General features: G+C 41.6%; 19 protein-coding genes and 1 tRNA gene. All 20 read left to right on the top strand.

Features of this window, described 5'->3' with window-relative positions:
• Positions 1 to 363: 363 nt before the first annotated feature.
• Positions 364 to 906: a glutathione peroxidase gene (locus Q0376_RS04660; RefSeq protein ID WP_298704677.1), complete on the top strand. Its 543-nt coding sequence runs from the start codon at positions 364 to 366 to the stop codon at positions 904 to 906.
• 153 nt (positions 907 to 1,059) lie between these two features.
• Positions 1,060 to 2,811: a radical SAM protein gene (locus Q0376_RS04655; protein ID WP_298704674.1), complete on the top strand. Its 1,752-nt coding sequence runs from the start codon at positions 1,060 to 1,062 to the stop codon at positions 2,809 to 2,811.
• Between the two features lie 143 nt (positions 2,812 to 2,954).
• Positions 2,955 to 3,815, top strand: coding sequence for a peptidoglycan editing factor PgeF (gene pgeF, locus Q0376_RS04650; protein WP_298704671.1), 861 nt, complete (start codon positions 2,955 to 2,957; stop codon positions 3,813 to 3,815).
• A gap of 248 nt (positions 3,816 to 4,063) precedes the next feature.
• Positions 4,064 to 4,750, top strand: coding sequence for a YggS family pyridoxal phosphate-dependent enzyme (locus Q0376_RS04645; protein ID WP_298704668.1), 687 nt, complete (start codon positions 4,064 to 4,066; stop codon positions 4,748 to 4,750).
• 23 nt (positions 4,751 to 4,773) lie between these two features.
• The gene (gene sepF / locus Q0376_RS04640) at positions 4,774 to 5,262 is read left to right on the top strand and encodes a cell division protein SepF (protein WP_298704665.1); all 489 of its coding nucleotides are present in this window, start codon (positions 4,774 to 4,776) and stop codon (positions 5,260 to 5,262) included.
• 12 nt (positions 5,263 to 5,274) lie between these two features.
• Complete coding sequence (gene proC / locus Q0376_RS04635) at positions 5,275 to 6,075, top strand: pyrroline-5-carboxylate reductase (protein WP_298704662.1); 801 nt, start codon at positions 5,275 to 5,277, stop codon at positions 6,073 to 6,075.
• Between the two features lie 24 nt (positions 6,076 to 6,099).
• Positions 6,100 to 6,885, top strand: a complete 786-nt coding sequence (locus Q0376_RS04630) for an RNA-binding protein (RefSeq protein ID WP_298704658.1) — start codon at positions 6,100 to 6,102, stop codon at positions 6,883 to 6,885.
• Between the two features lie 15 nt (positions 6,886 to 6,900).
• Positions 6,901 to 7,494 carry a DivIVA domain-containing protein gene (locus Q0376_RS04625; RefSeq protein ID WP_298704655.1) on the top strand — a complete coding sequence of 198 codons (594 nt, stop codon included), beginning with the start codon at positions 6,901 to 6,903 and terminating at the stop codon, positions 7,492 to 7,494.
• 160 nt (positions 7,495 to 7,654) lie between these two features.
• The gene (locus Q0376_RS04620) at positions 7,655 to 8,320 is read left to right on the top strand and encodes a bifunctional precorrin-2 dehydrogenase/sirohydrochlorin ferrochelatase (protein ID WP_298704650.1); all 666 of its coding nucleotides are present in this window, start codon (positions 7,655 to 7,657) and stop codon (positions 8,318 to 8,320) included.
• On the top strand, positions 8,274 to 9,551 hold the full coding sequence (hemA, locus tag Q0376_RS04615; RefSeq protein ID WP_298704647.1) for a glutamyl-tRNA reductase: 1,278 nt from the start codon (positions 8,274 to 8,276) through the stop codon (positions 9,549 to 9,551). Before Q0376_RS04620 ends, hemA begins: the two co-directional genes overlap by 47 nt.
• A gap of 5 nt (positions 9,552 to 9,556) precedes the next feature.
• The gene (hemC, locus tag Q0376_RS04610) at positions 9,557 to 10,492 is read left to right on the top strand and encodes a hydroxymethylbilane synthase (RefSeq protein WP_298704644.1); all 936 of its coding nucleotides are present in this window, start codon (positions 9,557 to 9,559) and stop codon (positions 10,490 to 10,492) included.
• Positions 10,492 to 12,015 (top strand): uroporphyrinogen-III C-methyltransferase, encoded by a 1,524-nt coding sequence (cobA, locus tag Q0376_RS04605; RefSeq protein ID WP_298704641.1) that lies wholly within the window; start codon positions 10,492 to 10,494, stop codon positions 12,013 to 12,015. Before hemC ends, cobA begins: the two co-directional genes overlap by 1 nt.
• Before the next feature lie 138 nt (positions 12,016 to 12,153).
• Complete coding sequence (gene hemB / locus Q0376_RS04600; protein ID WP_298704638.1) at positions 12,154 to 13,128, top strand: porphobilinogen synthase; 975 nt, start codon at positions 12,154 to 12,156, stop codon at positions 13,126 to 13,128.
• An 86-nt stretch (positions 13,129 to 13,214) separates the two neighbouring features.
• Positions 13,215 to 14,516, top strand: coding sequence for a glutamate-1-semialdehyde 2,1-aminomutase (gene hemL / locus Q0376_RS04595; RefSeq protein WP_298704635.1), 1,302 nt, complete (start codon positions 13,215 to 13,217; stop codon positions 14,514 to 14,516).
• A gap of 185 nt (positions 14,517 to 14,701) precedes the next feature.
• Positions 14,702 to 15,115: a hypothetical protein gene (locus Q0376_RS04590; protein WP_298704632.1), complete on the top strand. Its 414-nt coding sequence runs from the start codon at positions 14,702 to 14,704 to the stop codon at positions 15,113 to 15,115.
• Positions 15,112 to 16,458: an MATE family efflux transporter gene (locus Q0376_RS04585; protein ID WP_298704629.1), complete on the top strand. Its 1,347-nt coding sequence runs from the start codon at positions 15,112 to 15,114 to the stop codon at positions 16,456 to 16,458. Before Q0376_RS04590 ends, Q0376_RS04585 begins: the two co-directional genes overlap by 4 nt.
• A 460-nt stretch (positions 16,459 to 16,918) precedes the next feature.
• Positions 16,919 to 17,782 (top strand): prephenate dehydrogenase/arogenate dehydrogenase family protein, encoded by an 864-nt coding sequence (locus tag Q0376_RS04580; RefSeq protein WP_298704625.1) that lies wholly within the window; start codon positions 16,919 to 16,921, stop codon positions 17,780 to 17,782.
• Between the two features lie 33 nt (positions 17,783 to 17,815).
• Complete coding sequence (gene cobT, locus Q0376_RS04575) at positions 17,816 to 20,092, top strand: nicotinate-nucleotide--dimethylbenzimidazole phosphoribosyltransferase (protein WP_298704620.1); 2,277 nt, start codon at positions 17,816 to 17,818, stop codon at positions 20,090 to 20,092.
• Positions 20,093 to 20,341: 249 nt separating this feature from the next.
• Entirely contained in the window at positions 20,342 to 21,286 is a 945-nt protein-coding gene (locus Q0376_RS04570; protein ID WP_298704617.1) for a LarC family nickel insertion protein, read from the top strand.
• Between the two features lie 201 nt (positions 21,287 to 21,487).
• Positions 21,488 to 21,562 (top strand) — tRNA-Gly (locus tag Q0376_RS04565).
• The last annotated feature ends 57 nt before the right edge of the window (positions 21,563 to 21,619 follow it).

Here is a 21,619-nt window from a genome sequence, read left to right as displayed (position 1 = left end):
GCGAAGGTGGCCACACAGTAGGTGCTGGTGTTGTTACAGCTATCGAAGCTTAATTAATTGCAATTTGTGATTTACAAATCAATTAAATAATTATTCTTCACATATGAGGGCTAGTTTTATTCGTAAAACTAGCCTTTTTTGTGTAAAAAATAAGTATATATAAATTTATATTTATTTTTATTTCATTGGCCTACTTTAGAGATGTTCTGCTGAAAAATATTTATTTTGCCATAAAATTTAATTGGCAACAATCAAATTGATTTTTTTCGACCTATCGTTTATAATAAATATGTAAGTCTTAAGAATCACCATGTTCATGAACTGTCATGAATGGGCGTATTTTTATTATTTTAGGAGGCTATTATGAGCATATATGAATATAGTGTAAAAGATAAAGCTGGCAAAGATGTGTCCTTAAAAGATTATGAAGGACAAGTGCTAGTTATTGCTAACACAGCTAGTAAATGTGGTTTTACACATCAATATGAAGGGCTAGAAGCTCTATATAAAGAATATAAAGACAAAGGCTTCACTGTTATTGCAGTACCTTCCAATCAATTTGAAGAACAAGAACCTGGCGATAACAATGAAATCCAACATTTCTGCAAACTTAACTATGGCGTAACATTCCCAGTTATGGGTAAAACTGAAGTACGCGATGGTGGTGCTATTCCATTGTTCCAATATTTAACTAAGGAACAAGGCTTCAAAGGTTTCCATGGTAATAATGTAGAATCTATGGACTTCTTAAAAGATGAATACCCTCAATTCCTCGGCGATGATTCCATTAAATGGAATTTCACAAAATTCTTGATCAACCGTAAAGGTGAAGTCGTGGCTCGTTTCGAATCCAATGTAGAGCCAGTAGAAATGAAAGCTGAAATTGAAAAATTATTAGCTGAATAATAGAATATCCTTGATAAATAGAATGCAAAAAACTGCTATGAATTTTCATAGCAGTTTTTTGTTTTTGGTCGCTGATTTTTCGTGTTATGGTCATTTCATGTTATAATTAGTAATTAAAGATAATTGTTTTTGGTATTCGTAAGGAGGTCGGTTGTGAATAGAAATGATATCATAAGTGCCCTGGAAGACTTACGGGCTAAAGAGCATAATCGAGTTGTTTTCAATCCCCATAAACCATATAAAGTAGGCTTAGTATATCCGAATACATATTTTGTGGGCATGAGTAATTTAGGCATGCAAATTATGTATGAGGAAATTAATGAAAGGCCTACGAGTGTAGGTGAGCGGTACTTTTTGCCAAATCCTAAAGACTTAAAATTTTATGATAAGTTTAGGTTGCCACTCATGAGTGTGGAAACTACAAGGCCACTTAATGAGTGTCATGTGGTAGGCGTGGATATAACTTTTGAAATGGATTATTTTAATATTCCTACTTTGTTAAAATTGGGACGTATTCCCGTGCTTCGAGAACATCGCATTGAAAAAGATCCCTTTGTTATCGCCGGAGGACCCTGTGCTACATTTAATCCAGAGCCTGTATCGGACTTTTTTGATGCCTTTATCATTGGTGAAGGGGAAGGCTTGATAAGTCAAATTCTTCAAGTCATTGAAGAGGGACGTAATCAAGGGGCCTCGCGCCTTGAAATATTAGCGGCTTTGTATGAATTAGATGGTGTATACGTACCTAGTTTTTATGAACCTATTTACGATGAAGAGGGGCGTTTTAAAGGCTATGTAAATAAAGCCGGCCAAAATCAATTAGCGGTGAAGCCGGTAAAACGTCATTGGCAGGAATTAAGCCGCTTAGGCGAAACTGTTGTGGCCACTGACTTCACTGAGTTTGGTTCTATGTATATTGTAGAAGTAGCGCGTGGTTGTGGCCGTCATTGCAGGTTTTGTATGGCTGGGTATTGTTATCGCACACCACGAGTGCGTCCTCTTGAATTACTAAAAGCAGGCGTTGATCGAGCCGCTGAGTTGGGGAAAAAAGTAGGCCTTATGGGGGCGGCTATTTCAGATTATCCTCAAATTGATGAATTAGTAAAATATATTCGCTCTAAAGGGCTTCGCTATTCCTGCGCATCTTTACGGGCCGACTCTTTGACTCAGGAGGTAGTAGATGGTTTGGCCGCTAGTGGGCAGCAAACTATTACTATAGCGCCAGAGGCGGGGAGTGAGCGATTGCGGCGTGTTATCAATAAGGGCATTTCTGATGAAGACCTTAAAAATGCCGTTACTATGGCAGCCAAGGCGGGAGTGCCACATATTCGACTTTATATTATGGTAGGGTTGCCAACTGAAACAAACGAGGATATAGACGCTATTATTAACATGGCGAAGGACTTGTACGAACATATGGAGTTTGTGGGATGTAAAGGCCGATTGACTTTAAGTATTAATCCATTTATACCTAAGCCATTTACGCCATTTCAGTGGATGCCTATGGCGAATCAAAAAGACATAAGCAAGACCTTGACGTATATTAAAAAATCATTGCAGAAGAATCGACGCATAGAGGTGCTCGTTGAATCGCCTAAGGAAGCCTATGTGCAGGGTGTACTAGCACGCGGTGACAGGCGATTAGGGGCTATTATTGTGGATGCTGTAGAGCAAGGGGGCATACAGGGAGCGGCAAAGCAGTTTAAAACATCTTGTGACGCCTTTGCATATCCTTTTGAAGAGGAATTATATAGGCAAAGAGGCCTTCAGGATGTGTTGCCTTGGTCTATGCTAGATATGAATTTACATCCCCAGTATTTGGCTCAAGAATGGCAGCGAAGCCTTGATGAAGCGTATACAGCGCCTTGCGTGCCTAATTGTAAGCGCTGCGGTGTATGTAAGTAAGGGGCATTTAAAATAATAGATGAGAACACCATATTTATAATAGATGAGAACACTGTATTTATAATTGATGAGAATACTATCTTTATAATAGATGAAAGCGCTGTTTATAGTGGTATAACCTGTTTGTACAGGAGGTGAAGTGTATGGACCCACTGAATAGAACGATAATTCGCGAAGGTGGCGGCTTTCCAGGTCAGCCCTTTGAATTTGAATCGGCTGCGAATCTCACTGGCTTTCCGTTAATGCATGGAGTGACTAGACGTTTTGGCGGTGTGTCAAAGAAGCCCTTTGATTCGTTTAATTTAGGTCTTCACGTAGAGGACCAGGTTCAAGATGTAGTGGAAAATAGGCGTCGTTTAGCTAAGCACTTGCGTGTGAGATTAGAGGATTTAACCTGTGCTAAACAAGTGCATGGTGTGGGCGTGGCACAAGTGACACAGTTTAATCGCGGCCATGGAGCCACTAGTTTAAGCCAGGCCATACCAGATAGTGATGCGATGATGACAGATTTACCTCAAACGCCCTTGCTCCTTTTAGTTGCTGACTGTGTGCCGGTTTTGATTTATGATGCGAAGCATCACGCCATAGCAGTAGTTCATGCGGGGTGGCGAGGGGCGATTGGTCATTTACCAACCATTACCCTTGAGGCCATGGCCGAAGCCTATGGCACTAATCCTGCGGATTGTTATGCCTATTTAGGACCATCTATTCAAAGCGATTCTTTTGAAGTGAGTGAAACTTTGGCCGACCAGTTCCGAAAAGAGTCGGCCTATGCAAATGACATTGTATATTATCGGTATCGGAGCGATAAACAAATAGAAACGCCACGAGTAGATTTGCAACAATTCATCGTTCATGATTTATTACGAAAGGGCGTTCCATTGCGGCAAATTACGGTGAGCGGAACGGACACATTGACCTCGCCAAGCTGCTATTCCTATCGAAGAGAGCATGGTAAAACAGGGCGCATGGCTTTATTCGCTATGTTGAGAGCCAAGAAATAAGTTTGATTGTTAAGCACCTTGTTAAAGGCGTTAAGATCGTGTGTTGTTGAAAATATATAAACTTAAAACAAGACGGTTTAAAATGTGCAGCAGATTAAATTCATTGAAATTTTATTAAATGGGCGGTAAAATGCAGAGAAATGAAGATAAATGCTATACATCACAATTTATATATTATATAATAAGAACGCATGAAAGTAATTTTTAGAAATGCAAAATCAGAGTTGGACGTATATGGGAGGTAAAGAATGATTGAACAGGCATTAGCTGCTGTGCAAGAGCGCATTAAGGTGGCTATGGCAAAGGCTGGTAGAACTGATGAAGTTCAATTAGTCGCAGTTACAAAAAATCATCCTGTATCAGCAGTTGAAGAGGTTGCTCGTTTGGGGATTACTACAGTCGGAGAAAACCGAGTGCAGGAAGCAAAGGAAAAGATATTGACCTACAATGGCCCAGACATTAATTGGCATTTGATTGGTCATTTGCAAATGAATAAAGTCCGCCAAGCAGTTCCGCTTTTTTCACTGATCCATTCTGTTGATAGCATTAAGTTATTGAATGAGATTGATAAAGTGGCAGCTAAAAATGACAAAGTGCAAGACATTTTACTTCAAGTAAATGTAGCTGAAGAGGCGAGTAAGTCGGGTCTAACAGTGGATGACTTACCAGCGGTTATGACACATGCTAAAACATTAGAACATGTGTGCGTGAAAGGACTCATGTGTATGGCTCCTTTCTTTGATAATCCAGAAGAGGCACGACCTGTTTTTAGAGAGGCACATACTTTATTTGAAGCTATGAAATCACAATTTCCAACAGGGCAAATTGAGTATCTCTCCATGGGGATGACTCATGACTTTGAAGTCGCTCTGGAGGAAGGAGCAAATATAATTCGCGTTGGTACAGCTATTTTTGGAAACCGCGTATATTTTTAACGGCGGTCTAGGAGGATACACAGATGAGTTTTATAAAAAACTTTACAGACATGTTCAAAAATAATACAAATGACCAGTATGATGATGTATATGAAGATGGTGAGGACGTTGTATACGAAGACGAACCAGAACATGTAACCCAGACTACTACTACAAATTCCGCATTTCGTGCGGCAAAACCAGCAGGAGGATATAATAGCGTGGCACAGCGTTCAGCAGCAATGCGATTAGTTATCATTGAACCAGTAGATTATGAAAAAGATTCCCAAAATATTGCGAATCAATTACGCGATATGCGTCCCGTAGTACTTAATTTTGAAAGCACTGAAGAAAGTCATAGAAAACGTATCATTGATTTCATGAGCGGTGCTACTTATGCATTAGATGGCACTATTAAACGTGTGGGTGAAAAAATCTATCTTTGTGTCCCTTCCAATGTGACTGTAGATAGTACTGATCAAAGCTACAGCGATTTAACTGAAACATTAGCTTGGAAGGAACCTCAATTATAATAGGAGGTCCATATGCTAGGTAAAACCTTATTCGTCGGAGCGGGAGCTATGGGTGGCGCTATTTTGCGCGGCGCCATACAATCAGGCTTGTTGACGAAAGAAACAACCTATGTAGTGGTAAAATCAGATATTCATGCTACGGAACTTACGGAAGAATTAGGCGTTACCGTGAGTACGTCTATTCCTGAGCTCAGTACAGTAGATACGATTATTTGGGCGTTAAAGCCACAAGTATTGCCTACTATATTACAGCAGGCACAGGGGATAACTCCTGAGACAGTGTGTATTTCTGTAGCCGCCGGGATTACCTTAGAGTCCTTAGAGACTTTAGTGCCTCAAGCTATTTGGTATCGCACTATGCCTAATACACCCGTGGCCGTGGGGGCTGGTTTAACAGCCATTGCGGGGGGCTCGAAGGCAACCGTAAATACTACAGAACAAGTAGTGGAATTATTTGCTCCTATTGGTGAAACTGTGGTGGTAACAGAGGCTGATTTAGACCGTTTAAGTGCTATTTCTGGTGCTGGTCCAGGTTATGCATTTGTCATTATGGATGCCTTGGCTGATGCTGGTGTTCGCATTGGTTTACCTAGAAAAGTAGCCATTAAAGCGGCGGCCCAGACTTTATATGGGGCAGGGCTTATGGCACTACAAACAAGTGCTCATCCAGCGGTGTTGCGCGATCAAGTAACATCTCCGGGGGGAACTACTATAGCAGGCATTGCGGCGATGGAAAAAGGGGGACTTCGTTCCGCCATACAAGACGGCGTAGTTGCTTGTTATGAACGCTCCTTGGAACTTGGTAAAAAATAGTTTTTATATGTTAGGAACGATAGAGTGAAGGATAGAGATAAATTAATTCGATATTTTGAAGCGTCTGGTAATGGCGATCAGGCTCGACGTATGCTTGACTTAGCTGAGCAAGTTGTGGCCGGAAAGCCTTATCGAGTGACCGAATTTATGTCTCCTGCAGGTTTAGTCATTGCAGATGCCATAAAAGCTAATTTACCGCAGCTTCGCGTAGCTTCTGAAGGTGGCTATGAAGGGGCGGAACGATTACGGGTCGCTTTTATTGAGCGCGATTTTCAAGGGACTGTAGACTTTGGTGTACAAGCCTTAAAAATATCTTGGGATCCTCGATTTCGCTTATTAACGCATCGCGATGTACTCGGTTCTTTGATGGGACTGGGGATTGAACGTGAACATTTTGGTGATATTATCATGCAAAATGGTGGGGCTCAGCTTATAGTAGATGCTACAATGGCGGATTATGTGAAGCAAAACTTTACAAAGATTGCCATGGTATCTGTGTCCGTTGAGGATTTACCATTAAGTGAGATTCTTCCTAAGGAAGAGAAAATTAAAGAAATTAGAACCACTGTAGCTTCATTGCGTCTAGATGCAGTAGCATCTTCAGGCTTTAGCTTGTCACGGACTAAACTCGTAAGCTCCATTAATGCGGGCTTAGTTCAAGTGAATTGGCAGGATGCTAAAGGGCCAGCTCAAGAAGTTAAAGAGGGCGATATTATTTCCCTGCGAGGTCGTGGGCGAATGAAAATTGAGGCCATTACAGGAACATCTCGTAAAGGACGTATTGGCGTTTACCTTAAGCGATTCATGTAATTAGGAGGGATACGTATGATTACACCAATGGATATTCATAATAAGGAGTTTGAAAAAGGCTTCCGTGGTTATGATACTGAGTCTGTAAATGCTTTTATGGCAGAGATTGTACGCGATTATGAAACCTTATATCGCGATAATCGTGAAATGACAGATAAAATTGAGCAATTAGAAAAACGACTAGCTCAATATGAACAAATGGAAGAAACCATGAATAACACATTGGTATTGGCTCAAGAAACGGGCGAAAGTGTTAAGACAGCAGCTCGCAAAGAAGCTGATCTTATTATTCAAGAAGCGGAACAACAACGCAAACAAATTCTTGAAGATGCTGAGCGTTCCTTGCGCGAAGGCCAAGAAAAATATACTGTAATCCGCAATGAGATTGCCGTATTTAGAGCTAAAATGGAATCCATTTTAACATCTCAGTTACAAATGCTTGATGGCTGTGTATTAGGTGATAGCAAAGTGCCTGTAGAAACAGCACAAATTGATTTGCCTCAAGCAGAGGCAAGCGAAGCAACTCAAGCCGCTTCCGAAGGTACTGAGGACATCATTGAAGAGGACTTAAATTCTTCAACAGACGCCGATACGGCAGAAACAAAATAATAACACATAGTATGATCAATCGGCTTGAGTACTTCAAGCCGTTTTTGATATTTTTGCCATATATTTAAGTGTTTAATGAAATTACTTCCTGAAATGTAGCTTTAACAACGGAATGAAACTGGTGTTTTTAGTACAATAAATAGTGTAGGTGGAGGCTTCTATGGTAACAATGGGATTTCGACTAGCCAACCAGGCTTGTGTTGTTATTGGTGGTGGTAAAGTGGCCGAGCGACGTATCGGACTTTTATTAGCTGACCAGGCACGAGTTACTGTTATTAGTCCTAAGGTAACGGACAGAATAAGATCATGGGCTGTGGAGGGTCGATTGTTATTATATGAAATTCATTTTACTGGTGAAGGCACAAGCGCGTCACTTTTAGAAGGGGCTCGCTTTGTAGTGCTGGCTACAGATGATGGGAACATTAATCAACTAGGTGCCACATTAGGGCGAAAATTAGGGGCCTTTGTGAATCGTGCGGATGCACATGATGATTGTGATTTTACCTTTCCTGCAACCTTGGTTATGGGCGAATTAATCATTACCATTATGACGGGACGGGTGAGTCCACGGATGAATCGATTATTAAAAGAAGATATGGCACAAAGGTATGAACAGGTGGCCTTAGTACTTCCCAAAATTCGAAAATATCGTAAGGAAGTAAAGAAATTACTTACAACGGCCAAAGAACGAGATGAATTTTGGTCACGTCAGTTAAGAGCAGAAGAATTGGATTTAATTCTTCGCGGCGAGTGGAAAAGAGTGGAGGAACAAATAGGAGATGCAATTAGTAGTATTAGGCTTAAATCATCGAAGCGCACCTGTTAATGTGCGCGAACTTTTCTCCTTTGATAAAACAGAGATGGTAGAGGCGCTTAATCATGTATATGAGCATGAAAATGTAGCAGAATGCGTATTATTGTCTACCTGCAATCGCACAGAATTATATGCGGTGCTAGAAGATGTAGCTGAGCCTAAGCAATTTATGTTAGATCTTTTAAAACATTTAAAAGGAGCTGAACAGTGGGAGGTAGATGGTAATTGGTTCTTCCTCTATGAAGGGACTGAATTAATGCGCCATGTATTCAATGTGGCAGCCAGCCTTGACTCCTTAGTCTTGGGCGAAGGACAAATCCTAAGTCAATTAAAAATGGCTTATATAACAGCGTATAGCCGGGGCTTAACGGGGCCTGTATTTAATATTATTTTTCAGCGTGCCATTAGTGTGGGTAAAAAAGTTCGCACTGTTACAGGCATTGCCAATACGCCCGTATCGGTTAGTTATGCTGCAGTTAACTTAGCGGAAGACTGTTTGGAAAAACCCCTATCAGAGGCAAAAGTCTTGATTTTAGGGGCCGGTGAAATGAGCGAATTAACTGCTACTCACTTGCAAGCTAAGGGTGTAAAAAGTATTTTCGTGTCCAATCGTACTTACCATAAGGCACAAGCCTTAGCAAAACGCTTTGGTGGTGAGGCGGTTAATTTTAATGAATATATTGAACAGGCCAAAGAGGCTGATATATTAATCACATCTACGGGGGCACCTCATTACATTATAGATACAGAATCGGCTGAAAAAATTGCAGAAGGTCGAAAACATAATCCCATAGTTATGATTGATATTGCGGTGCCACGAGATATTGACCCAGAAGTGGCACAAGTGGAAGGCGTATATTTATTTAATATAGATGCCTTGGAGAGTGTAGTAGAGGCCAATAAGGCACAGCGCGCTAAAGAAGCGGAAAAGGCTAAGCCCATTATTGAGCAAGCGGTAGAAGAAATAGAACAGAAGCTTCAATATTTATCTGTTCGACCTATGATGGTATTGTTGCGCGATAAGGCAGAGCGCACGCGCAAACGCGAACTACATCGGGCTATGGCTAAGCTGCCTGAAGCGGATGAAAAAACAAGAAAGATCATGGATAATATGTCGCGCATGATTATCCGTAAATTATTGAGAGAGCCGATGATTCGCTTTGGTGAAATTGCCGGTAAAGAAGAAGAGCAAGACTATTGGAAATTATTCCATGACATGTTTGACTTGGAGAAGGAGAAGTAATCTGTATGAGACAGCATATTCGAATTGGCACGCGCAGCAGTGCTCTTGCTTTATGGCAGGCTGAGTTTGTAGCGGCTGAATTAAAAAAATTATATCCAGATTGCTCCGTAGAATTGGTGCATCATAGTACAAAAGGGGACCGTATTTTGGAAAAGCCTTTGGCGGCTATTGGGGGAAAAGGTCTTTTTACAGAAGAATTAGAACAAGCTATGCATGCCGGCACGATTGATTTAGCCGTACATAGTTTGAAGGATATGCCTACAGACTTGCCAGATGGATTGACTTTGGGGGCCATTACTAAACGTGCTACCGCTTGTGATGTATTAGTATCGCCAAAGTATAAAACCTTAGATAATTTGCCGCAAGGCGCCAAGGTAGGCACCAGTAGCTTGCGTCGTCAGGCGCAGCTCTTACATCTTCGTCCTGATTTAAAGATTGAAATGCTCCGTGGTAATGTACAGACCCGTTTACGCAAATTAAGTGATGAGAATTTTGATGCCATTGTCTTGGCTGAAGCTGGACTGACTCGCTTAGGTCTAGAAGAATATATTACGCAAGTATTTACAGTAGATGAAATGATTCCCGCTGTAGGACAGGGCGCACTAGCTATTGAATGCCGCAGTGATGATGAAGACATGCTCGCTATGTTAGCACCTCTTAATGATGAGGCCACTAGCTGGTGTACCAAGGGGGAGCGAAGCTTTCTTCGTCAGCTGGAAGGGGGCTGCCAAGTGCCTATGGGGGTGCATGGAACTATTCACAAAGGGCAATTAACTATTAAAGCTCTCATTGCTTCCTTAGATGGCAAAAATTGTTACGAAGGTGAGATGACGGGGCCTTGTCAGACCGCTGAGATCATCGGTAAGAATTTAGCAAAAGCTCTCTATGAAGAAGGTGGCAAGCATATTATGGCAGACTTAGTTCAGAGGGGGATTTTATAATGGCAGGCATTGTATACTTAGTCGGCGCAGGGCCGGGCGATTATAAACTCATCACTGTGAAAGGCCGTGAATGTATTGAAAAAGCAGATGTCATTGTATATGATTATTTAGCTGATGAAAAACTATTGCAATGGGCGAAACCTTCGGCTGAGATTATTTACGCAGGTAAACAATGTAAAAATCATACGTTCAAGCAAGAGGAAATCAATGCCATGCTCGTTGCTTATGGCCAAGCGGGCAAGGTGGTGGCACGACTAAAAGGGGGTGACCCCTTGGTGTTTGGCCGTGGTGGTGAAGAAGCCTTGGCCCTTAAAGACGCCGGTGTACCTTTTGAATTTGTTCCCGGTGTTACATCGGCGATTTCAGCGCCAGCTTATGCAGGTATTCCTGTTACACAGCGGGCAGTAGCTACCTCCTTTGCCATTGTGACGGGCCATGAAGATCCAAAGAAAAATGAGTCGGGCATTCATTGGCAAGGGTTGGCCACATCTGTAGATACTATAAGCTTTGTTATGGGCGTGTCCAATTTACCGCTCATATCTAAGCGCCTTATTGAATATGGCCGATCTAAAGATACACCAGTAGCGGTGATTCGTTGGGGGACCAAGGCGGAACAGGAAACTGTAGTTTCCACACTAGAAAATGTGGCTGAAGATGTAGCTAAGGCACAGTTAAAGCCGCCCGCTTTGATTGTAGTGGGGGAAGTTGTTACATACCGCGATGCGTTGCGTTGGTTCGATAATAAGCCTTTATTTGGTAAAACGATTATGGTTACCCGTGCGCGTGCTAAAGCCAGTGTTCTTACTGAACAGCTAGAAGCTTTAGGGGCTCGCGTTGTAGAGGCGGCGGCCATTAAAACAGCACCATTGGCATTGACACAAGCCGATGAGGATATACTATTGCAAAGTGGTTCTTATAAAGCTGTTGTATTTACTTCGGCTGAAGGGGTGCGGTATTATTTTGATAGCCTTCGCCAGTTAGGTAAAGATGCGCGCCTATTAGGTAGTGCTAAAATTTGCGCTATCGGTACAGGTACTGCAAAGGCCTTAGAGCAAAAAGGCATTTTAGCAGATATTGTGCCTGTTGATTATAAAGGGGAGTCTGTGGTTACGGCTGTTACTTCCTATGTCAAGGCAGGAGAATCTGTATTATTAATTCAACCAAAAAAGGCACGTCCTGTGATTCCGGAAGGGCTACGTGGGGCTGGGATAGATGTTCAAATTGTGCGGCTCTATGAGACTTTATTAGATGAGTCTCAAGCAGAAGTAATGCAACAAGCCTTAAAGGACAACGCTGTAGACTGTATTACCTTTACTAGCTCGTCTACAGTGCTTAATACTTTACAGTTGTTAGGCGCAGAGGGGAAAGCCCTTTTAGGTCATACCCAGATTGCTTGTATAGGACCTATTACAGCGGCCACTTGTGTAGAACAAGGGCTTGAGTTAGCTTATATTAGTGAAGTTCATACTATTCCTGCACTTGTAGAAGGTGTGAAAGAATTACTCAGTAATGGGAAACAATAAAGTAGCAGTAGCTTAATTTAACGGTTGTAATGAAGTGGCAGTAGCTTAGTTTTATTGTTGCAATCACATTGGCAAAGCCTAGTTTAACTGCTGTAAAAAATAAGTTTTATAATGTATTAAAAGTTAGGAGATACTATTATGTTGGATTTAACATATCGTCCACGCCGTTTGCGTACTAGTGCCGCTATGAGAGCATTAGTACAAGAAACGACTCTTAATGTAGAAGATTTAATTTACCCTATTTTTGTTGTACCTGGTGAAGGGGTGCGAGAACCAATTGAGTCCTTACCCGGTCAATACCATTTATCTGTTGATGAAGCTGTAAAATTGGCTAAAGAAATCGCTGAACTTGGCATTTTAGGGGTGGAGATCTTTGGTATTCCTACTTATAAAGATGAACAAGGCTCTTCTGCGTGGGATATGGATCAACCGGTGCAGCGCGCTATTGCAGCGATTCGTAAAGAAGTGCCTAATCTCATAGTTATTGGCGATGTGTGCTTATGCCAATACACGTCCACAGGTCATTGCGGCTGTGTAGAAGACCATGAAGTACTTAATGACGAAACCTTGCCATTACTAGCAAAAGTAGCGGTTAGTCAAGCTAAGGCTGGTGCCCAAGTGGTAGCACCTTCTGATATGATGGATGGTCGTGTTAGTGTCATTCGTACGGCCCTTGATGAAGAAGGCTTTACTAATGTGGCCATTATGAGTTACTCCGCTAAATATGCTAGTGCTTATTATGGTCCATTCCGCGATGCTGTACATTCGGCACCAGAATTTGGTGATCGCAAGGGCTATCAAATGGACCCAGCTAATCGCTTAGAAGCGCTTCGCGAAATTGAACTCGATATTCGTGAAGGAGCTGATATTATTATTATGAAGCCAGCTCTTTCCTATTTAGATATTATCCGAGAAGCTCGAGATAATTTTGATGTGCCACTAGCAGCATACAATGTAAGTGGTGAATATGCTATGATTAAAACAGCGGCGGCACAAGGTTTGATTGATGAAAAACGCATTGTATTAGAAACCTTGTTGTCTATGAAACGAGCCGGTTGTAAGATGATTATTACGTACCATGCGCTAGATGTGGCACGGTGGTTACGTTCATAAGGGATACTACGTGTAATATGCATCAATGAGGTGTTTTATAAAATAGTTTAGTATTAATAATCTTGCTGTGTAAAAAGGAGACTACTATGTATACATTGGAAAAATCAAAACAGGCCTTTCAAGAAGCTAAGGTATATATGCCTGGTGGCGTAAATAGCCCTGTCCGCTCATATCGTAGTGTAGGTTCTGAACCGCCTTTCATTAGTTCTGCCAGTGGGGACAGAATTTATGATATTGATGGAAATGAATACATAGATTATGTATTATCCTGGGGACCTATGATTTTAGGCCATGCTAAGTCTGAAGTGGTAGCAGCATTGCAAGAAGCAGTACTTCGTGGCACTAGCTATGGTGCTCCCACTTTGTTGGAAACGGAAGTGGCAAAAAAAATTCAAGCCTTCATGCCACATATGGAAATGGTGCGTATGGTGAACTCTGGTACGGAAGCGACTATGAGTGCCCTTCGCGTAGCTCGTGGTGTAACAGGGCGCGATAAAATTGTAAAATTTATTGGCTGCTATCATGGCCATAGTGATTGCTTATTAGTAAAAGCTGGCTCAGGCCTTGCCACATTTGGTGTGCCTGATAGCCCTGGCGTACCAAAATCAGTGGCAGCTGATACAATTACCTTGCCATACAATGATATTGAGGCGGTAAGAGACTTATTTGCTAAAGAAGGGGACCAAATCGCTGGTGTGATTGTAGAACCAGTGGCTGGAAATATGGGGTGTGTGCCACCGGTAGAAGGGTTCCTAGAGACCTTGCGTGCTGTTACGGCGGAACATAAAAGCATCTTAATTTTTGATGAAGTTATGTGTGGATTCCGTGCCTCTGCTGGCGGAGCTCAGAAGAAATATGGCATTGTACCAGATTTAACATGTTTAGGTAAAATTGTAGGTGGTGGCTTACCAATGGCTGTATTTGGAGGCCGTCGTGATTTAATGTCCCAGGTGGCACCACAAGGGCCGATTTATCAGGCCGGCACTTTAAGTGGTAATCCAGTGGCCATGACGGCAGGGCTGGCAACGCTTACTTTATTGCAACAAGATCCAACAGTGTTTAAACGGGTTGAAGCGGCTACAATGAAACTTTGCGAGGGGTTAGTAGAGCGCGCTAAGAAATATAATATAGCAGTTCAGGTGCAATATGTAGGATCTATGTTTACTCTATTCTTTACGGATAAACCAGTACGGAATTTTGATGATGCCTCTGCATGCAATATGGAGCAATTTAAAAAATTCTTCCATCATAATTTAAGTCATGGCATCTATTATGCACCAAGTCAATATGAAAGCAACTTCTTATCTATTGCCCATGTGCCACAAGATATTGAAAAGACTTTGGATGTGGCAGAAGAGGCCTTTGCTTTATTGGCCAAGGATAAGTAAGGTCTTTATAGTACAGGAAACGTAAGAATTTTATAGTACAGGAAGAGTAAGAACTTTATAGTACATGAAGGGTAAGATGCTTATGGCAAAGGAAAAGCAAAATCCTTATGGCATAGGAAAGGCAAGTTCTTGTGGGCAGGGACAATAAGCCCTTATCTTAAATTAGTTAATTTGAAGGAGGTTCTATGGTAGCATTAACTCCAGAAACAATAGCGGCAGCTCGCAAGAGTCTAGAGGAATGTTTAGAAGCGAGTGTCATTCCTAAAGAGTATTGGGAATCTATTTACTATTGGTTAGAGCATACTGATGTGGAGCGCTTGTATTTAGTTGGGCGAGATGCAGTCGGTGCTTGGTGGGCCTCTCAGGAAGTAAAGAAATTAGGTTATCGCATTAATTTTGCTAAAAGTTCGTGTTCCCCTGGTAATTGGTTTCCTGAAGGGGACAATTGGGACATGGCTAAAGTGAATGCTAAATATAAGTTAGTCGCTGATTGGCAAACCTTAATTGCTAATGAAGCGTTAGAAAAAATTGAAGAAACACATGAGGTCTCTGCAGAAACAAATGTGGCATCCTTGGAATCTAATGAGGTATCAGAATGAGAACGCCTACTAAAAGCGCAAGCTTATCAGTAGTTGCTTTAAGCTGGCCTATTTTCATAGAAATATTCCTACAAATGCTCATCGGGAATATTGACCAGTTTATGATGAGTCATTACTCTCAGGAAGCCGTAGCGGCTGTGGCGAATGCGAATCAGATTATGAATATTTTTATCATGCTGATTATAGTAATGAGTACGGCCAGTACGATATTAATCGCCCAATACTTGGGGGCGAAAAATCCTGAGAAAATCAATGAAGTGTCGACGGTGAGTGTGGCCTTTAACTTTGTATTTAGTAGCACGGCGGCCTTGTTTATTGTTATTACTCATCGCTGGCTTTTTGAATGGCTCGGTGTACCCCCTGAAATTATGGACGAAACCAGTTTGTACATGACAATAGTGGCATTTAGCATTCCTATTACAGGTGTGTATACCGCCTTTGTAGCCATGTTTAGAGGCTATTCCTTGCCTGTTATTACCATGGGCGTAGCCTTTGTGATGAATGTGTTCCATATCATTAGTAACTGGATTCTTATTTTTGGTTGGGGCTTTATTCCATCGATGGGGGTATTTGGTGTATCTGTCTCCACCTTTATTAGTAAGGGCGTCGGCCTTCTACTCGTATTTTATTTATTTAAAACACAATTGCCGATTACGATTTCTTGGTCTTATTTGCGACCATTCCCTAAAGACATGTTGAAACGCTTATTGCATATCATCATTCCTTCCGGTGGCGAGACCTTGTCGTATCAACTATCGCAGACTACCATTATGAAGATGGTTAATATCTTTGGTATTGTAGTTATTAATACCAAAGTATATGCTTACATTATTTCCATGTTTTGCTACATGTATACCATTGCGCTAGCCAATGCAGCACAGATTATTGTAGGCTTCTTGGTGGGGGCTAAGCGGGAAGAGGAAATTTCACGCCGCGTATGGCGTACTATGTGGCTAGGCATGGCCATTAGTGTCGGTTTGTCATCGACCTTCTATTTAGCTTCTGACTTTATATTTCAATTCTTTACCACTGATCCAGAGATTATTTCCTTAGGGAAAACTATTTTGTTTATTGAAATATTCTTAGAAATTGGTCGATCCGTTAATATTATTATGGTTCAATGTTTGCAAGCTGCCGGCGATATTCGGACTCCAATGATTGTCGGGGTCTTTGGCATGTGGCTTTGTGCCGTTAATTTGTCCTATATTTTGGGTATCTGGCTTGGCTGGGGCCTAGTGGGAATTTGGATTGCTATGGCCATCGATGAAGGTGTGCGCGCTATTATCTTTGTATGGCGTTGGTACAGTGGTAAATGGAAAAATCGAAGATTGATAGAAGCGTAGAATCAGCGATAATAAAAGCTAATAAATATTAATAAAAGATAGTAAAAGATGGTAAAAGATAATATACCTTAAAGTTAGTAAAAGAGAATATACATTCAAATTAGAAACTGTAATTATGTGAAGTGCTAGGATAGAGACGTGCTTTCATAGTTACAGTTTTTTATATTCTCTCGTCATGGGCAATTTCTTACATTCTCTTGTCAAGAGTGGTTTATTGCATTCTCCTGTCATAGGCAGTTTATTATATTCTCCTGTTATGGGCAGTTTATTACATTCGCTTGTCAGGCATATGTTATTACACTTTTTTATCATGATTGCTTTATTACTCACTTTTATCATGATTATGGCAATTAATCACTAGAAATAATAGTTAGGCTAGGGTTATAATAAATATTATTATCTACTCAAGGTAGTAATGTAGTATAGTAGGGAGCCTTAGAGGCTCACGGGAGGAATTTGTATGAGTAGAACTGTAGGAATTATTGGACTTGGATTAATTGGCGGCTCTTTAGCAAAGGCATTAACTAGTAGCACGAATTATCATGTAGTAGGCTATGCGAGACGACAAGAAACTTGTGACCAAGCCCTAGCTGATGGTGGCGTTCATGAGGCGAGTACTAATTTATTTGAAATTGTAGCCGCTTCTGATATTGTAGTCTTTGCTTTGCCGCCGAATACAAATGGTGAAGTATTTAAGGCTTGCGTCCCTCACTTTAAATCAGGGGCTCTTGTTACTGATGTGTCCAGTACAAAAACTAATTTTGCCGCTATTGTATATGAACATATACCTGACCATGTAAAATTTGTATCTGTGCACCCTATGGCAGGGTCTGAAAAGGGCGGTTATGAAATGGCGAATAGCCATTTATTTGCTGGTTGTACGTGGATTGTGTTGACGGATGAAGGACAATCCTCTTGGAGCTCTGAAGGGGCACTTGAATTAGCCGATATGGGGGCTCATTTAGGATCTCATGTGGAATTGATTTCTATGAAAGAACATGATGCTTTTATGGCCAAGGTAAGTCATATGCCTCATTTAGTAGCCGCCATGGTAGCTAAGGTGGCGGGCAGTGGGGCAGAAGGAGAACTTCGTTTGCGCTTAGCAGCAGGAGGCTTTCGCGATGTTACACGTGTAGCAGGGGGCTTGCCTTCTATGTGGCGAGAGATTATCGGAGGCAACCATGTAGAAGTGTATAAGGCATTAGAAAATTTGGAACAGGAAATTCAACGCTTAAAAGAAATACTTAAGAATCCTGATGAGGTAGAGTTAGAAGCCTATTTGGATGAAGCAAAAACAATTCGGGATCATTTTGCTGAATTATAATAAAACGTACATTTTGTCATAAAGGAGCTAGTGATGAGTATATTTGAACAAACTTGTCAAAATATAAAAGAAACAGACAAAACAATTGGTTCTAAAATTCAGACTATTATGGATCAAGGAACGCTGTATGGGAGTTATGGCAAATTAGTAGATATGGTTAAACAGTATGCTATGGCTACAAATGACAAGGTTGTAAAAGCGCCTAAAGTAGCCATGGTTATTTCCTCCGCAGACCACGGCATAGCCAAAGTAGGGGTTAGCGCGTATCCACAAGATGTAACGGTAGGCATGACGAAGAACTACTTAGTTGCTAAAGGGGCTGGCGCTAATGCATTGGGGAGTTATTGTAATGCGCAGCTAGATGCCATCGATGTGGGGATTGCAGCAGATGTGACGGATATTCCAGGCCTACGACAATGCAAGGTAGCTTATGGGACTAAAAATTTTCTTGAAGAACCAGCCATGACTAAGGAAGAAGCACTAGCGGCTATTGAAGTGGGCATTGCCTATGTTAAGGAGAAAATAGAAGCTGGGTATAATGTATTTTTAGTCGGTGAAATGGGCATTGCGAATACCACTGCAAGTGCTATTATTACTGCTAAATATGTGGGCCTCACGGCGGAAGAAGCGACTGGCCGTGGTACGAATATTTCAGACGAAAGACTAAAAGTAAAAACGCAAGTCGTACAAAAAGCATTAGAACGATATCATCATATACCAGCTAGCGATGGTCTAGGCGTTCTACAAGCAGTAGGAGGTTTAGAATTTGCCTGCATTGTAGGGATTATACTAGGGGCAGCGGCGTATAAAGGATTAGTCATACTTGATGGATTTAATACTACTGCTTGTGCTTTGATTGCCCATGCTATAGCCCCAGCAAGTATGGAGTATGTGATGGCGTCCCATTTGTCAGCAGAAAAAGGCCATCGCCGTGCTTTGCAGCAACTAGGGTTAGAAGCATATGTTACGTTGGGTCTCTGTCTTGGTGAAGCATCCGGTGGCGCAGTGCAAATGGGCATGCTTGATTTAGCCATTCGCTTGTATAAGCAGATGGAAATTTTAGCAGAAACCGAAGGGCTTGAAAAAGGTCAATCTAAAGGGAATCGGCAGACTACTGAGGGGGCTGGTGAAGACGTGGCGACCCCATCTGTAGAGGCGGAGCACTATAATGCGTTGTCCCCTAACGATACAGATGCTTGCCTTGGAGACTTTAGAGACGTTGAGCGTCAGGCTATAAACGTGGAACAAGTGGCGGCGTCTATTAAAGTTCTCAACACAGAGGCTATGGCAGCATGTCGCACGCGGGTAGATAATTTGACTAAGCCTTTATATAGTTTAGCTAAACTGGAAGAAATTGCTGTACAACTAGCCGGCATATATGAAAAAGCTCAACCGAATCATTTGAAACAAGCCGTCCTTATCATGGCTGGTGATACAGCAGTGGATGGCCCTCAAAATCATACAAAAGGGCTCGAGTCAAAAGCCGTAGTAACGCGGTTAGGGGTCGGTCAAAGTCCAACGAGTGCGTTGGCCAAATCATTGGCAGCTCCTGTGTATGTTGTAGATGTAGGCCTTGAGCAAGATACTTCAGACATACAGGGGGTTATACAGCAGAAGGTAACTTCTGGGGGACGTTTCTTTGGCATGCACAAAGCCTTTTCAACTGAGGAAGTAGATGATTTACTCAATGTAGGTCTCGCCATGGCGCAAAAAATGGCTACTGATGGTATTGAAGTGGTCGCCATAGGGACAGCAGGGGAACGTAATTTATTGAGCGCCTTAGCGCTTACCAAAGCGTTTACCTCATATGATATGACTGATTTGTTGACTGATAATGAATGTACCTTGTCTATCAAGGAGAAGGCCGCACGGTTAACACAAACTATGGAGCGTTATCATATTGAAACAGCGTCTGTAAAAGAGATTTTACAAGCTTTAGGATCTCCTGAAATTGTGGCCTTAGTGGGCTTTATTTTAGGGGCTGCTAAGGCGCGTATGGCTATTGTCTTTGACACTGCTGTTACTGGTGCTGCCGTATTGGCAGCGGTGAAGATGGCACCATTAGCCTTGAACTATGTATTGCCATCTGTGGCGTATAATGAGCCGGTTCATAAGAACCAAATGAAATATTTAGGGCTACAAACGTATTTAAATTATAATCTTGCTGTAGATGAAGGGATTGGATCATGCTTAGGTTTGTCCGTTATTAATGCGTCTATGCACATGTTGAATGATATGAAAACCTTTGGCGAAACTGAAGTAACCGTGGCTGAAGATGGGCCTGGTAATATATTACAAGATGGACGATAGGTCTTGGCGTAGATTGTGATAAGATGCATGATACAAGGGCTATATTTGTAAGGTATGATATAGAGACTATCTTCTGCATGGTATGCCTTAGAGCCCATCTTCTGCAAGGTATGAGTTAGAGGCTATATTTTGCTATGCATGATGTAGCCTTCAGTAGCCTATGACGTAAGCCCAAGCCTTAGGCGCGTATGATGTAGACTTTTAGGTATAAAATAGTATCGAAGGAATTGAAAGGTAGGATAGTAGGGAATGAAATCAATATATGGTTTATGTATGTCTGGCATCAGCGGCAATATGATGGTGGGCGCATTGTTAGACTATGGAGTGCCATTTTCATATTTAGAACAAGAATTGCAAAAACTTAATCTAGGAGGCTTTACGATTATTTGTGAAGCTCAGGAGAAGTTAAATGTAGGTGGTACTTATTTTGATGTTGTATTAGATGATGCGGCACACACACATTCGGCTGATCACTGTCATAGCCATAATCATGGTGACAGTCATAATAACGCCAACCACAGACATGAACATAATACACATAGTCATAATCATCATAATAACAATCATAGCCATAGTCATTCGCACTCGCCTATTCATAAATTGTGGCATGCTATTACAGGGCATACTCATAATCATGGGGAGCATCGTGGCTACAGTGATATAAAACATATTATTGAAATGAGTTCTCTATCTGATTGGGTCAAAGAGAAAGCCATTGAAGCTTTTACTCATTTAGGTAAGGCTGAAGCAAAAGTCCATGAGGCGACCTTGGAGTCTGTTCATTTTCACGAAGTCGGAGCCATTGACTGTATTATTGACATTGTGGGGACTATGATTTGTTTAGAATATTTACAAATTCAGTCCATTCAATTTTCCCCTCTTCATCTTGGTCAAGGGAAGGTGAAATGCGATCATGGTCTTATGGATATTCCAACGCCAGCCACAGCGGAATTATTAGGCTCCTTTCCTACCTATGTGACGCCTGTTAAGGGGGAATTGGTAACACCTACTGGGGCGGCTTTAGTAAAAACCTTGCAAAAGACCGCTTATGGTGCGCTTACTAGTAAGGAAATACAGGAAGAAGTTGTACAAATGTTGACCAAGTCTCAAGCGGCTAAGCAAAAAGGCGTGGGTCTAGGTTCTATGAATCTACCGATTCCTAATGTACTTACTTTATTTGATGCCCAAGAGTAGCTAATGGGGAGGCTTAGCTACTCTGTGTTAAGGTGATATATATAATGCTGTAAAATATTTGTAAAAAAAGTGTTGACAGGATAATCATCTATTTGATATTATAGTAAAGCAGTCAGGGGAACTGACTTAAACCTAATAAGTAGTTAAAAAAGTTCTTGACAACTACTTGTTGAAAGTGTAAAATTGTTCCTGTTGTGATATGCGGAAATAGCTCAGTGGTAGAGCACCGCCTTGCCAAGGCGGGGGTCGCGAGTTCGAATCTCGTTTTCCGCTCCATACATTCCTCGATAGCTCAGTCGGTAGAGCAATCGGCTGTTAACCGATCGGTCGTAG

Source organism: uncultured Veillonella sp. (genome assembly GCF_937981445.1).
Taxonomy (GTDB): Bacteria; Bacillota; Negativicutes; order Veillonellales; family Veillonellaceae; genus Veillonella_A.
The sequence above is the reverse complement of the archived record's forward strand: the minus strand, read 5'-3'. Positions and strand labels throughout refer to the sequence as shown.